Here is a 13,259-nt window from a genome sequence, read left to right as displayed (position 1 = left end):
ATGCGCGGGCCGCCTCGGTGTCGAGGCATGCCCGCGCATCTGAACTCGCGGATGTCGCGTCAGCAGCGTGTCAGTGGACGCTGACGGCCTGCAACTCGTTGCTCCAGGCGTTGGCGATCGCGGCTTCGCGGCTGTCAGTCAGCATGATCGGCGTGCCGTCGGCGGCATGCAATGCGAACAGCTTGAGGCCCGGCGCGATCTTCGGCGCCTGCGGAAAGAGGTCGGGCACGTCCTCGGAACGGACCTGCTTCACATAGGCGATATGACCCTCACCCAGATGGGCCAGCGCTTCCGGCGTCACGCTGTCGGATTGGAAGATGATGTTTGCTTCACTCATGGTCTCGACTCCTCAGTCAGACAAGCGGTCGAGTCCGCTCCTTGTTTCTATTATTCGTGCTCATTGATAGCGATTGTCTTAATGACCCGTTCAGGTTCCGGCCTGGCCAGGTCAATCGACAACAACCCGTTCTTCAGATCCGCGCCCAGCACCTGCATCCCCTCCGCCAGCACGAAGGTGCGCTGGAAGTGGCGCGCGGCGATGCCGCGATGGATGTATTGCCGAGCCTTGTCGTCCTGCTGGCGGCCGCGGATGACGAGCTGGTTTTCCTCAATCGTTACATCGAGTTGGTCGCGGGTGAAGCCCGCTACCGCCAACGTGATGCGAAGCCGTTCAGGCTGGCCGTTGGACCGGTCGCACCGCTCGATGTTGTACGGAGGATAGCCGTCAGCGCCCTTCACGACGCGGTCGAGCGCACGCTCGATCTCGTCGAATCCCAGAAGGAACGGACTGGACAACGATGGAACACGAGACATTACAAAGTCCTCTCGAAGCGACTTTGAGGGGCCCTTGCGGCGCCCCATGCAACCGGCGGGCCGTCTGGCCTCCGGTCAGTGAGGGATATGGGGGCGATCTGGATAGCGTTCAAGCAGCCCCGAAACCAGCCTAAACGCCCGCAACATGGGAGCAAATTCTTCCCGATCGGTTACCCCGCGACCCGCTTCCGGCCGTCGGCGGTAAATAGATGCAGTTTGTCGCGCGGCGCGACCGCCCGGATCCGCTCGCCGATGGCAGGGCCGGTGGCGCCGGGAACCCGGACGATGACCTCCCCCGGCGGCAGTTCGCCTGGATTGGCGGCAATGCCCTGTTCCGCGCGCTGGCGGCTGCCATAGACGAAGGTCTCGGCGCCGACATGCTCGATCGCCTCGACCGTCAGGCCGAGCGCGACGCCGTCCGGTACGGCCTCGCTGGAGATCACGAAATCCTCCGGCCGGATACCGACGATACCGGCACCATCGGCACCCGTGATCTGGGACGTCAGCTCGTCCGAACGCAGCGGCATCAGGTTCATCGGCGGGGCGCCGATGAAGGAGGCGACGAAGGTGGTCGCCGGCTTCTGGTAGATCTCCAGCGGATTGCCGATCTGCTCGACCTGGCCGCCATTCATCACCACCAGGATGTCGGCCAGCGTCATCGCCTCGAGCTGGTCGTGGGTGACGTAGATCGAGGTGGTGTTGAGCCGGCGTTGCAGCTTGCGGATCTCGACCCGCATCGCGATGCGCAGCTTGGCGTCGAGGTTCGACAGCGGCTCGTCGAACAGGAACACTTTCGGCTGGCGCACGATGGCGCGGCCCATCGCGACGCGCTGGCGCTGGCCGCCGGAAAGCTGCCGCGGCTTGCGCTCCAGCATCGGCGACAGCTCGAGCACGCGCGCAGCTTCCTCGACCCGGGTCTTGATCTCGGCCTCGGCCATGCCGCGGTTGCGCAGGCCGTAGGCCATGTTGTTGTAGACGCTCATATGCGGATAGAGCGCATAGTTCTGGAACACCATCGCGATGTCGCGATCGGCCGGCTCGACCTGGTTGACGACGCGGCCGCCGATGTCGATCTCGCCGCCGGTGATGGTCTCGAGCCCCGCGACCATGCGCAGCAGCGTGGACTTGCCGCAGCCGGAAGGACCGACCAGCACGCAGAACTGTCCGTCGCCGACGTCGACATCGACGCCCTTGATGGCCTCGAAGCCGCCGGGATAGGTCTTGCGGACGCTGCGCAGCGTGACGTTGGCCATTACTTTTCCGTCTCCACCAATCCGCGCACGAACAGTTTCTGCATCACGACGACGACGAACACCGGCGGCAGCATCGCGAGCAGCGCGGTCGCCATCACGATCGGCCATTCGGTCAGCGCGTCGGTCGTGGTGATCATCTTGCGGATGCCGACCTGGATGGTCTGCATGTCGTCGCGCGTGGTGATCAACAGCGGCCAGAGATATTGATTCCAGCCGAGGATGAACAGGATCACGAACAGCGCGGCCATGTTGGTGCGCGACAGCGGCAATAGCGTATCCCAGAAGAAGCGGAACGGGCCCGCGCCGTCGATCCGCGAGGCCTCCAGCAATTCATCCGGCACCGTCATGAAGAACTGCCGGAACAAGAGCGTTGCGGTGGCGGAGGCGATCAGCGGCAGCGACAGGCCGGCGTAACTATCGAGCAGATGCAGGTCGGCGACGATCTTGTAGGTCGGATAGATGCGCACCTCGACCGGCAGCATCAGGGTGATGAAGATGATCCAGAAGATCGCCATCCGGAACGGAAACCGGAAATACACGATCGCATAGGCCGAGATGATCGAGATCGCGATTTTGCCGACCGCGATCAAGAGCGCCATGATCAGCGAATTCAGCATCATGTTGAGCACCGGCTCGCGGGTCGATCCGCTCGTGCCGACGAACAGCGTCTGGTAGTAGGTCTCGAAGAAATGGCCGCCGGGCAACAGCGACATCTGGCCGTTGGCGATGACGGCATTGTCCTGGGTCGAGGCGACGATCGCCAGATAGACCGGGAAGGCGACGATCACGATCCCGATCCACAGGATGATGTGAGCCAGATAGCGCTGGAAGCCCTCTTCCTCGACCATCAGTAGGTCACCTTGCGTTCGACGAAGCGGAACTGGATTCCGGTCAGCACGATCACGATCACCATCAGGATGACCGATTGCGCCGCCGACGAGCCGAGATTGCCGCCGATCAGGCCGTCCGAATAGACCTTGTAGACCAGCGTTTCGGTCGACTTGCCGGGGCCGCCGCGGGTCATCGTGTCGATGATGCCGAAGGTGTCGAAGAAGGCGTAGACGATGTTGATGACCAGCAGGAAGAAGATGGTCGGCGACAGCAGCGGGAAGATCACGGTCCAGAACCGCCGCATCGGGCGGGCGCCGTCGATCGCGGCGGCCTCGATCACGCTCCTCGGGATGCTCTGGAGGCCGGCGAGGAAGAACAGGAAATTGTAGGAGATCTGCTTCCACGCCGCGGCGAGGATGATCAGCGTCGCGGCCTGGTCGCCGTTGAGCAACGGATTCCAGTCAACGCCCATGGCGCGCAGATAGCGCGACAGCACGCCGAGCGAGGGATGCAGCATGAACACCCAAAGCACGCCGACCACGGGCGGCGCCACCGCATAGGGCCAGATCAGCAGCGTGCGGTACAGCGTCGAGCCGCGCAGCGGCTTGTCGGCCATGACGGCGAGCAGAAGTGCGAACGACAGCGACGACACCGCGATCGCGAACGAGAACGCGAAGGTCCTGACGATCGTGGCGAAATAGGCCGGGTCCTTGAACAGCTCGAGATAGTTCTCGAACCAGACGAAGCTGGTGGACAGGCCGAAAGCGTCTTGCAGCAGGAAGGACTGGATCACCGCCTGCGCGGCCGGCCAGTAGAAAAAGATCAGGACGATCGCAAGTTGCGGGGCAACCAGCGCGTAAGGCAACAGCTTTGATTGGAAAATCGCTTGCTTTTGCATGGTCTCTAAGAAAGTGGCAGGCCGCTCGTCGCGGCCTGCCGGTTGATGACATCAAACCATCATGTCAGCGGACGGCGGTCTTTTCAAACTGCCGCAGCATCTGGTTGCCGCGCTCGACGGCCGAGTCCAGCGCCTGCTTGGCAGTCTTCTTGCCGGCCAGCGCCTGCTCGATTTCCTCCGACCACACGTCGCGCAGCTGCACCATGTTGCCGAGGCGCAGACCGCGGGAATTCTCGGTCGGCGGCTTGTTGGTGAGCTCGAGCAGCGGGGTCTCGAGATAGGGCTGGTCCTTGTAGAAGCCCTCTTCCTTGGCCTTGGCGTAGGCCGCCTTGGTGATCGGCAGGTAGCCCGAGGCCTTGTGGATCCAGACCTGGCGGTCGGTGTCCGACAGGAACGTCAGGAACTTGGCCACGCCCTTGTATTCCTCGGCCGACTTGCCGCCCATCACCCACAGCGAGGCGCCGCCGATGATCGAGTTCTGCGGCGCACCCTTGACGTCTGGATAGTACGGCATCGGCGCAGCGGTGAAGTTGAACTTGGCCTGCGCCTTGACGTTGCCGAAGAAGGCCGACGAGGTCAGGTAGATCGGGCACTCACCCGAGGTGAAGCGGCCTTCGCCGGTGTTGGTGCGGCCGGCATAGTCGTAGGTCTTGTCCTTTTGCAGCTCGACCAGGTTCTCGAGATGCTTGACCTGTAGCGGGCCGTTGAATTCGAGCACGGTGTCGAAGCCGTCGAGGCCGTTGGCCTTGCTGGCGAGCGGCACGTTGTGCCAGGCCGAGAGCTGCTCGAGATTGACCCAGGTGACCCACGAGCCGGAGAAGCCGCAGGTGGTGTAGCCGGCCGCCTTCAGTTTCTTGGCGTCCTCGAACACCTGCGGCCAGGTCTTCGGGATCTCGGCGATGTTGGCCTTCTTCAGCGCGTCGAGATTGACCCACATCACGGTCGACGACGAGTTGAAGGGGAACGACAGCATCTCGCCCTTCGAGGTCGAGTAGTAGCCGGTGATCGCGGGCAGATAGACGCTCGGATCGAACTTCTCGCCGGCGTCGGCCATCAGCTTGTAGACCGGTTTGACGGCGCCGGTGGCGGCCATCATGGTCGCGGTGCCGACTTCGAACACCTGCATGATGGCCGGCGCGTTGCCGGCACGGAACGCGGCGATGCCGGCATTCATGGTGTCGGCGTAGCCGCCCTTGTAGGTCGGGATCACCTTGTAGTCGGACTGCGAGGCGTTGAAGTCGTTGGCCAGCTTGACGATGACGTCATTGTTGGCGCCGGTCATCGCGTGCCACCACTGGATCTCGGTCACCGCAAATGCAGGCGACGCGAATGCAAGCGTAGCAGCGGCTACCGCAGCAGCGCCAAGTCGTCGGAAAATCATCAAAGCCCCTCCCGGTTGGAACACCATCTTTCGTTGCGCGCGTTATCAGCGCCGGATGACGTTCAAATGACCGTATAAACGAAAGCCATCGTAGGGGGGAAGCCGCGACAAAGGGAAGCGGTAAAAAAGGCGGAGATTGCCGCCGGCGCCTCGCGGTGCAACGCCGAACGCGACGTTGCACCGCAGGGTGACTTGATCACGCCGGTTCGATACGAACCGGCGCTCTCATTCTGACGCGTTTTCTTGACGCGAACCGGTGCCCACTTCGCTCGAAAACGCTTTTAGCGCTTGCGCTGGGGACCGCAGACCACGCCCTTGTCGACCAGGCCGTTGATCTCATCCCTGGAGTAGCCGAACTCGCCCAGCACCTCCGCTGCGTGCTGACTGAACTTCGGCGGCGTGCGGCGCAGGTTCGGCTTGGTGCGTTCGAGCCGGATCGGCGAGGCGACGCCCTTGTACCAATCCTTCTCGATGACGTCGCCGCGATGGATGGTGTGCGGGTTGGTCAGCGCCTGGTCGATCTTCTGCACCGGGCCGGCCGGAAGGCCGGCGGCGAGCAGCCGGTTGCACAGCGGCTCGGCCTCGTGCTGGCTGAACACCGCGGCAAGCTCGACGCGCAGCGCATCGCGGTTGGCGATGCGATCCTTGTTGCGGGCAAAGCGCGGATCGGTGCCGAGCTCGGGCTTGCCGATCTCCTTCGCCAGCTTGCGGAAGGTGCCGTCATTGCCGACGCCGATGAAGATGTTGTCGGTCTTGGTCGGGAAGATCGCGTAAGGCACGAGGTTCGGATGCTCGTTGCCGGTCAGCGACGGCGGCTTGCCATGCATGAAATAGTTCGCGGTGTGCGGATGCATGATCGCAAGCCCGGTTTCGTACAGCGTGGTCTCGAGGAACTGGCCGAGCCCGGAGCGCTGCCGCTCCGACAATGCCATCAGGATGCCGATCGCCGCATAGAGGCCGGTGGTGATGTCGACCAGCGGCACGCCGATCCGCATCGGGCCGCTCTCCGGCGAGCCGGTGGCCGCGATCATGCCGGTCATGGCCTGGATGATTGCATCATAACCGGGATTGCCGCCGCGCGGGCCGTCGGCGCCGAAGCCGGAGATCCGGCAATGCACCAGGCGCGGAAATTTTTCGCGCAACACGTCGTTGCCGATGCCCCATTTGTCGAGCGTGCCCGGCTTGAAATTCTCGATCAGCACGTCGGCGGTCTCGAGCATCTTCATCAGCACCGCGCGTCCGCCTTCGGAGGCGAGGTCGAGGCCGATCGAGCGCTTGTTGCGGTTGATGCCGACGAAATAGGCCGCATCTTCTTCATGGAACGGAGGGCCCCAGTCGCGCACCTCGTCGCCGGCGGGCGGCTCGACCTTGATCACGTCGGCGCCGTGGTCGGCGAGGATCTGGGTGCAATACGGACCGCCGAGCACGCGCGTCAGATCGATCACGCGCAGGCCGGTCATCGCGCCCGTAGCCGCAGGGGTATTCATGGAAACAACCTTCGCTCAGTTGGGATCGGAAATACGAGGATCCCAGAGCTAGCGGTCTTCAGCCGGGGCAGCAATGCTTCCCTCGGCGCAGGCCCATGCAGCAGGCGGCGCGCGTTCGCTCAACGAATCGCAAGACGCGAACTGGCATCTCGAATGCAAACAAATAGTCCGCCACGCGGGAAGGCGTGGCGGACCATTGGCGAGAACTGAATTAGACGACGGTCAGCTTGACGTCGACATTGCCGCGGGTCGCATTGGAATAGGGGCACACCTGGTGGGCCTTCTCGACCAGCGCCTCGGCGTCGGCGCGGGACAGGCCGGGCAGCGAAACGGCGAGGTCGACGGCAAGGCCGAAGCCACCTTCCGAGCGCGGGCCGATTCCGACCGTCGAGGTCACCGCGGCGTCGGCGGGAACCTTGGGGCCGCCCTGCGAGGCCACGAACTTCATGGCGCCGATGAAGCAGGCGGCATAGCCGGCCGCGAACAGCTGCTCCGGATTGTTGCCGGCGCCACCGCCGCCGCCGAGCTCCTTCGGGGTCGTGAGCTTGACGTCGAGCGCGCCGTCGAGCGTTGCCGCATGGCCGTCGCGGCCGCCGGTTGCCTTGGCGCTGGTCTTGTAGAGCACGTTCACTGACATGGTCGTCTCTCCCTCGGGTTTGAATTCGACGATCGATCTATCGCATACAATTGAATTGTACACAATGCAAAATGCGCAGCCTCACATTTAATTGTTCGCAATTGAATTCGCGGTCCCGCGAGCCCAGAATGACCCGGAAACGGGATGGATTCGATCGGAATCATGGTCAGGAAACAGACGGCGGCCGATCAGGCGCTGCGGCTCGACAACCAGATCTGCTTTGCGGTCTATTCGACCGCGCACGCCTTCAACCGCGTCTACAAGCCGCTGCTCGACCGGCTCGGGCTGACCTATCCGCAGTATCTGGTGATGCTGGCGCTGTGGGAGCGCGACGACGTGCCGGTGAAGGACCTCGGCGAGCGCCTGTTCCTGGATTCCGGCACCCTGACGCCACTGCTGAAGCGGCTGGAGGCGGCGGCGTTGATCAAGCGGACCCGCAGCACCGCGGACGAGCGGGTGGTGCTGATCGCGCTGACCGCGCAGGGCCACGCGCTGCGCGAGAAAGCCAAGGCCGTCCCGCAATCGATCCTGGCGGCGTCGGACTGCTCGGTCGGGGAATTGCTGGCGATGAAGGACGAGATCGTCGCGCTGCGCGACCGGCTGAACGCGGTGCTGGGGGAGTAGGGGCGGCGACGGTTAGAGGCGTTTCTTGGCGAAGGCGCGGCCGGAGTGGGATTTAAGGTACTTCTCGAACGCGACAGCCTGCTTCTCGTCGCTGAAGGCAATATAGGTCTTCAGCCGCCAAGGCCCATACTTCGATGTATGCGGCACTTCGCCAGCGTTGTGTTTGGCAAGTCTGGCGCGCAGATCGTCGGTAAGCCCGACGTAGAAGTGCAGGCAGTCAACGCTCTCGAGGATGTAGACGTATTTCATCGGACCCCCACGAATTGATGGGGTCGATGCTAACGCATCTGAATTTCGGTGAGAGCCCGGCTTCGCCCTTCGGGCTACGCCGCGGCAGCCTTCGCTCACTTCGCTACGAGGGACTTCCCGGGCTTGCCGAGCCGTAGCTCGCGAAGCGAGCGAAGGCTGGTGGAGCCAGGCGGGATCGAACCGCCGACCTCTTGCATGCCATGCAAGCGCTCTCCCAGCTGAGCTATGGCCCCTTAGTCCAGTTTGGGCGGACCCCTCAGGATCCTGCCCGGCCTCCGGGTCCTAGGCGACTCCGGAGGATGCACCGTTGATCACAGATCGGCGGCGATCTCAAGTCTCTTCGTCGCCTCCGACGTCACCAATGATGTCGGTGACGTCCTCATCGCCCTCTTCCTCGTCGGCGATGAAGGTCGAATCGTCGTCATCATCGTCATCGATGGTCTCATCGACCTCGATATCGTCCTCGGATTCGGGAACCTGGGCCTTGACCTTGCCGGTGTTCTCCTCGGCATCGGCCTCCTCGAGCGAGACCATTTCTTCCGCCTCGGCGGGCTCCGGCATGTCGGCGGCGGTCGCGGGCGAATTGACGGTGGCGCCACGGCCCCGCGGCGGCGCGACGGGCGCGATCGGCACGACCTCACCGGTGTAGGGTGAAATCACCGGATTCTTGTTGAGGTCGTAGAACTTCTTGCCCGTGGTCGGGCAAATGCGCTTGGTTCCGAGCTCGGACTTGGCCAACGTGGTCATCCCAGAATTTTGCTGAAAAACGGTGCTTCACTTGGCTAGTTGAGGAGCCGCTGTCAATAGCGGTTTGCGCGCAAGTGACGGGCGCGTGACGCGGTGTTGCCCATGTGATACCTGCCGCGGCGCGAGAGGACACGATCTTGGCCCATTCTGACACCCCCACCCCGCTGGAATCGCGCGCTTGCGGCCCCCTGGCCGGCAAGGTCTGCGTTCCCGGCGACAAGTCGATTTCCCACCGCGCCCTGATCCTGGGGGCGCTTTCGGTCGGCGAAACCCGCATTTCCGGCCTTCTGGAGGGCGAGGACGTCCTCAATACCGCGAAATCCATGCGCGCGCTGGGCGCCAAGGTGGAGCGCACGGCGCCGTTCACCTGGTCGGTCGCAGGCGTCGGCGTCGGTGGCTTCGCCCAGCCCGCCGGCCCGCTCGATTTCGGCAATTCGGGCACCGGCTGCCGGCTGGTGATGGGCGCGGTGGCGGGCTGTCCGATCGCGGCCGTCTTCGACGGCGATGCCTCGCTGCGGTCGCGGCCGATGCGCCGCATCCTCGATCCGCTCGAGCTGATGGGCGCCCGCACCAGCGATATCAAGGAGGGCGGCCGGCTGCCGCTCACCCTGCATGGCGCCCGCTATCCGGTGCCGATCGTCTACAAGACCCCGGTCGCCTCGGCCCAGATCAAGTCGGCGGTGCTGCTGGCCGGCCTGTCCGCGCCCGGCATCACCACGGTCATCGAGCAGGAAGCGAGCCGCGACCACACCGAGTTGATGCTGAAGCATTTCGGCGCCGAGATCACGTCGGAGAAGGAAGGCAGCCACGGCCGCAGGATCACGCTGAACGGCGAGCCCGAGTTGCATGGCGCCAATGTCGTGGTGCCGGCGGATCCATCTTCCGCGGCGTTCCCGATCGTGGCGGCCCTGATTGTCGAGGGGTCCGACGTGGTGTTTGCCGACGTCATGACCAACCCGCTGCGTACCGGCCTGTTCACCACGCTGCGCGAGATGGGCGCCTCGATCGAGGAGAGCGACGTGCGCGGCGATGCCGGCGAGCCGATGGCGCAGCTACGTGTGCGTGCCTCGAAGCTCAGGGGCGTCGAGGTGCCGCCGGAGCGCGCGCCGTCGATGATCGACGAATATCTGGTGCTCGCGGTTGCCGCCGCCTTCGCCGAAGGCACCACGATCATGCGCGGCCTGCAGGAGCTGCGGGTCAAGGAGTCCGACCGGCTCGAAGCGACCGCGGACATGCTGCGCGTCAATGGCGTCAAGGTCGAGGTCTCCGGCGACGATCTGATCGTCGAGGGCCGCGGCCATGTTCCGGGCGGCGGCCTGGTTGCCACCCACATGGATCATCGCATCGCGATGTCGGCGCTGGTGATGGGCTGTGCCGCGGATCAGCCGGTCAAGATCGACGACACCGGCTTCATCGCCACCAGTTTTCCAGACTTCATCCCGATGATGCGCACGCTCGGAGCCGACTTCGCATGATCATCGCCATCGACGGACCCGCCGCCTCCGGCAAGGGCACGCTCGGCAAGCGGCTTGCCCACCATTACGGCTATCGGCATCTCGACACCGGCGTGATCTACCGCGCGGTGGCCTATGCGATGATGGCGCAGGGCGCCGACCTCAACGATGAGGCGCTGGCGGTGGCCGTGGCACTCGAGCTCGACCCCGAGAAATTCGGCAATCCGATCCTGAAGACCCAGAAGGTCGGTGAGGGCGCATCGGTCGTCTCGGCCTTTCCCAAGGTGCGCGAGGCGCTGGTCAGCTTCCAGCGCCAGTTCGCCGCCGATCCGCCCGGTGCGGTGCTGGATGGGCGCGACATCGGCACCGTGATCTGCCCCGACGCCGACGTGAAGATCTTCGTGGTCGCCGATCCCCAGGTGCGGGCACGCCGGCGCACGCTGGAGGCCCGGGCCCGCGGCGAGGACGCCGACGAGGCCGCGGTGCTCGCCGACATTCTCAAGCGCGACGAACGGGACCAGAACCGTACCGTTGCGCCGTTGCGGCCGGCCCCCGACGCCCACACCCTGGACAATTCCAACCTCGACATCGAGGCCGGGGTCCGCGCCGCCATCGCCATCGTCGAGGCCGCGCGCGCCAGGCGCTAGGGTGCCGGCGCGAAAACGCCCTTTCGGCCCGAAAACCCAGCAAAATGGGGCATTTCCTGCTTGCCGAAAGCAGGCCTCAGGGCTATATCAGCGCCGTTCGGACCACCATCGACCATGTCGAGGCCGTGTCTGAGCGGGCCGGCGCCGGGTTTGAGCCATCCTCAAGCAAAACTGACGCCGCATCTGGAGGAACGCCCGCTCCCAGGTCTTGCAGTCGATATTTTCGCTTCAGGCTCCGGACTATCAAACGTACCGAGCGTGCAGTTTTACTGCCGGCCCGCTGTTGCACCTCCCGCAACGAGCGGTCGTCAGGGTTTGCGGAACCCTGACACTTCACGTGCGGTGCGCCCATCAACCCGAACGGCCGGCGAGATCCCGCACCTGGAGAACAAATGGTTTCGAATTCTGCGTCTTCCTATTCCCCGACCCGCGACGATTTCGCGGCGATGCTTGATGAGTCCTTTGCCGGCGGCAATTTGCAGGAAAGCTCGGTCATCAAGGGCAAGGTTGTTGCGATCGAGAAAGACATGGCCGTCATCGACGTCGGCCTTAAGACCGAAGGCCGCGTCGCGCTGCGCGAATTCGCTGGCCCCGGCCGTGAAAGCGATCTGAAGGTCGGCGACACCGTCGAGGTGTTCCTCGACCGTATCGAGAATGCGCTCGGCGAAGCCGTGCTGTCGCGCGACAAGGCGCGCCGCGAGGAAAGCTGGGGCAAGCTCGAGAAGGCGTTCCAGAACAACGAAAAGGTCAACGGCGTCATCTTCAACCAGGTCAAGGGCGGCTTCACGGTCGACCTCGACGGTGCGGTGGCCTTCCTGCCGCGCTCGCAGGTCGACATCCGTCCGATCCGCGACGTTGCGCCGCTGATGAACAATTCGCAGCCGTTCCAGATCCTCAAGATGGACCGCCGCCGCGGCAACATCGTGGTGTCGCGCCGCACGGTTCTCGAAGAGACCCGCGCCGAGCAGCGCCAGGAGCTGGTGCAGAACCTCGAAGAAGGTCAGGTGATCGACGGCGTGGTCAAGAACATCACCGATTACGGTGCGTTCGTTGATCTCGGCGGCATCGACGGCCTGCTGCACGTGACCGATATCGCCTGGCGCCGCGTCAACCACCCGACCGAGGTGCTGACCATCGGCCAGACCGTGAAGGTCAAGATCATCAAGATCAACCACGAGACGCACCGCATCTCGCTGGGCATGAAGCAGCTGCTGGATGATCCGTGGCAGGGCATCGAAGCCAAGTACCCGCTGGGTGCCCGCTTCACCGGCCGCGTCACCAACATCACCGACTACGGCGCGTTCGTCGAACTCGAGCCGGGCATCGAAGGCCTGATCCACGTCTCCGAGATGTCGTGGACCAAGAAGAACATGCACCCCGGCAAGATCGTTTCGACCTCGCAGGAAGTCGAAGTGCAGGTGCTGGAAGTGGATTCGGTCAAGCGCCGCATCTCGCTCGGTCTCAAGCAGACCATGCGCAATCCCTGGGAAGTCTTCGTCGAGAAGTTCCCGGTCGGCTCGGTGGTCGAAGGCGAGGTCAAGAACAAGACCGAGTTCGGTCTGTTCCTCGGCCTCGACGGCGATGTCGACGGCATGGTCCATCTCTCCGACCTCGACTGGAAGCTTCCGGGCGAGCAGGTCATCGACAACTTCAAGAAGGGCGACATGGTCAAGGCCGTGGTGCTCGACGTCGATGTCGAGAAGGAGCGGATCTCGCTCGGCGTCAAGCAGCTCGAAGGCGACCCCTTCGCCGAGCCGGGCGACGTCAAGAAGGGCGCGGTCGTGACCTGCGAAGTGCTCGAAGTGAAGGAAAGCGGCATCGAGGTCCGGATCTCGGGCACCGAGTTCACCACCTTCATCAAGCGCTCCGAACTGGCCCGCGATCGCAACGACCAGCGCGCCGAACGCTTCGCCGTCGGCGAGAAGGTCGATGCCCGCGTCATCCAGTTCGACAAGAAGGCCCGCAAGGTGCAGGTGTCGATCAAGGCGCTCGAAGTCGCCGAAGAGAAGGAAGCCATCGCCCAGTACGGCTCCTCCGATTCGGGTGCGACACTCGGCGACATCCTCGGCACCGCGCTCAAGAATCGCGGCAACGACAAGTAAGCGTTGGCTCATCCGACGCGATCGATCAGGCCCCGGCGCAAGCCGGGGCCTTTTTGTTTGAGGCCGTGCGCAGCAATACCGGAGCCCGTAGCCCCCGTTGGCTCCATCCGGGCTGTGGTTTCACTACGAACGTAGC

14 protein-coding genes and 1 tRNA gene are annotated in these 13,259 nt (G+C 64.0%); 4 read left to right on the top strand and 11 right to left on the bottom strand.

The genetic code is table 11. From position 1 onward, the window contains the following. Window positions 1-70: 70 nt before the first annotated feature. The 8 genes from CWS35_RS05700 to CWS35_RS05665 form a co-directional block, all read right to left on the bottom strand. Window positions 71-337, bottom strand: coding sequence for a DUF1150 domain-containing protein (locus tag CWS35_RS05700; RefSeq protein WP_024584317.1), 267 nt, complete (start codon window positions 335-337; stop codon window positions 71-73). Window positions 338-387: 50 nt separating this feature from the next. After that, the gene (locus tag CWS35_RS05695) at window positions 388-813 is read right to left on the bottom strand and encodes an Hsp20 family protein (RefSeq protein WP_024584318.1); all 426 of its coding nucleotides are present in this window, start codon (window positions 811-813) and stop codon (window positions 388-390) included. A 170-nt stretch (window positions 814-983) separates the two neighbouring features. Continuing rightward, complete coding sequence (locus CWS35_RS05690) at window positions 984-2,066, bottom strand: sn-glycerol-3-phosphate import ATP-binding protein UgpC (protein WP_024584319.1); 1,083 nt, start codon at window positions 2,064-2,066, stop codon at window positions 984-986. Then, entirely contained in the window at window positions 2,066-2,914 is an 849-nt protein-coding gene (gene ugpE, locus CWS35_RS05685) for a sn-glycerol-3-phosphate ABC transporter permease UgpE (RefSeq protein ID WP_024584320.1), read from the bottom strand. The genes CWS35_RS05690 and ugpE overlap by 1 nt, the downstream gene beginning before the upstream one ends. Then, a complete protein-coding gene (gene ugpA / locus CWS35_RS05680; protein ID WP_024584321.1) occupies window positions 2,914-3,795 on the bottom strand; it encodes a sn-glycerol-3-phosphate ABC transporter permease UgpA in 882 nt (293 codons plus the stop codon). The genes ugpE and ugpA overlap by 1 nt, the downstream gene beginning before the upstream one ends. A 64-nt stretch (window positions 3,796-3,859) precedes the next feature. Continuing rightward, a complete protein-coding gene (gene ugpB, locus CWS35_RS05675; RefSeq protein WP_100951232.1) occupies window positions 3,860-5,176 on the bottom strand; it encodes a sn-glycerol-3-phosphate ABC transporter substrate-binding protein UgpB in 1,317 nt (438 codons plus the stop codon). A 281-nt stretch (window positions 5,177-5,457) separates the two neighbouring features. Next, window positions 5,458-6,663 carry a CaiB/BaiF CoA-transferase family protein gene (locus CWS35_RS05670; RefSeq protein WP_024584323.1) on the bottom strand — a complete coding sequence of 402 codons (1,206 nt, stop codon included), beginning with the start codon at window positions 6,661-6,663 and terminating at the stop codon, window positions 5,458-5,460. A gap of 211 nt (window positions 6,664-6,874) precedes the next feature. After that, window positions 6,875-7,300 carry an organic hydroperoxide resistance protein gene (locus tag CWS35_RS05665; RefSeq protein WP_024584324.1) on the bottom strand — a complete coding sequence of 142 codons (426 nt, stop codon included), beginning with the start codon at window positions 7,298-7,300 and terminating at the stop codon, window positions 6,875-6,877. A gap of 162 nt (window positions 7,301-7,462) precedes the next feature. On the opposite strand from CWS35_RS05665, the gene CWS35_RS05660 reads away from it, so the two are divergent. Beyond that, window positions 7,463-7,924, top strand: coding sequence for a MarR family winged helix-turn-helix transcriptional regulator (locus CWS35_RS05660; RefSeq protein ID WP_024584325.1), 462 nt, complete (start codon window positions 7,463-7,465; stop codon window positions 7,922-7,924). A gap of 12 nt (window positions 7,925-7,936) precedes the next feature. Here CWS35_RS05660 and CWS35_RS05655 read toward each other — a convergent pair whose 3' ends face one another. The 3 genes from CWS35_RS05655 to CWS35_RS05645 all read right to left on the bottom strand — a co-directional run bounded on the left by CWS35_RS05655 (window position 7,937) and on the right by CWS35_RS05645 (window position 8,911). Beyond that, window positions 7,937-8,173: a GIY-YIG nuclease family protein gene (locus CWS35_RS05655; protein ID WP_100951230.1), complete on the bottom strand. Its 237-nt coding sequence runs from the start codon at window positions 8,171-8,173 to the stop codon at window positions 7,937-7,939. Between the two features lie 157 nt (window positions 8,174-8,330). After that, window positions 8,331-8,406: transfer RNA gene (locus CWS35_RS05650), tRNA-Ala, on the bottom strand. 97 nt (window positions 8,407-8,503) lie between these two features. Next, on the bottom strand, window positions 8,504-8,911 hold the full coding sequence (locus tag CWS35_RS05645) for a TIGR02300 family protein (protein WP_024584327.1): 408 nt from the start codon (window positions 8,909-8,911) through the stop codon (window positions 8,504-8,506). Window positions 8,912-9,057: 146 nt separating this feature from the next. On the opposite strand from CWS35_RS05645, the gene aroA reads away from it, so the two are divergent. The 3 genes from aroA (at window position 9,058) to rpsA (ending at window position 13,123) form a co-directional block, all read left to right on the top strand. Continuing rightward, entirely contained in the window at window positions 9,058-10,395 is a 1,338-nt protein-coding gene (gene aroA / locus CWS35_RS05640; protein ID WP_168226274.1) for a 3-phosphoshikimate 1-carboxyvinyltransferase, read from the top strand. Then, window positions 10,392-11,021 (top strand): (d)CMP kinase, encoded by a 630-nt coding sequence (gene cmk, locus CWS35_RS05635; protein ID WP_024584329.1) that lies wholly within the window; start codon window positions 10,392-10,394, stop codon window positions 11,019-11,021. The genes aroA and cmk overlap by 4 nt, the downstream gene beginning before the upstream one ends. 392 nt (window positions 11,022-11,413) lie before the next feature. Further along, window positions 11,414-13,123 carry a 30S ribosomal protein S1 gene (gene rpsA / locus CWS35_RS05630; protein ID WP_024584330.1) on the top strand — a complete coding sequence of 570 codons (1,710 nt, stop codon included), beginning with the start codon at window positions 11,414-11,416 and terminating at the stop codon, window positions 13,121-13,123. Window positions 13,124-13,259 lie beyond the last annotated feature (136 nt).

The organism is Bradyrhizobium sp. SK17 (genome assembly GCF_002831585.1).
GTDB lineage: Bacteria > Pseudomonadota > Alphaproteobacteria > Rhizobiales > Xanthobacteraceae > Bradyrhizobium.
Note: the sequence above shows the minus strand (reverse complement) of the source record. Positions and strands in the feature narration are given on the sequence as shown.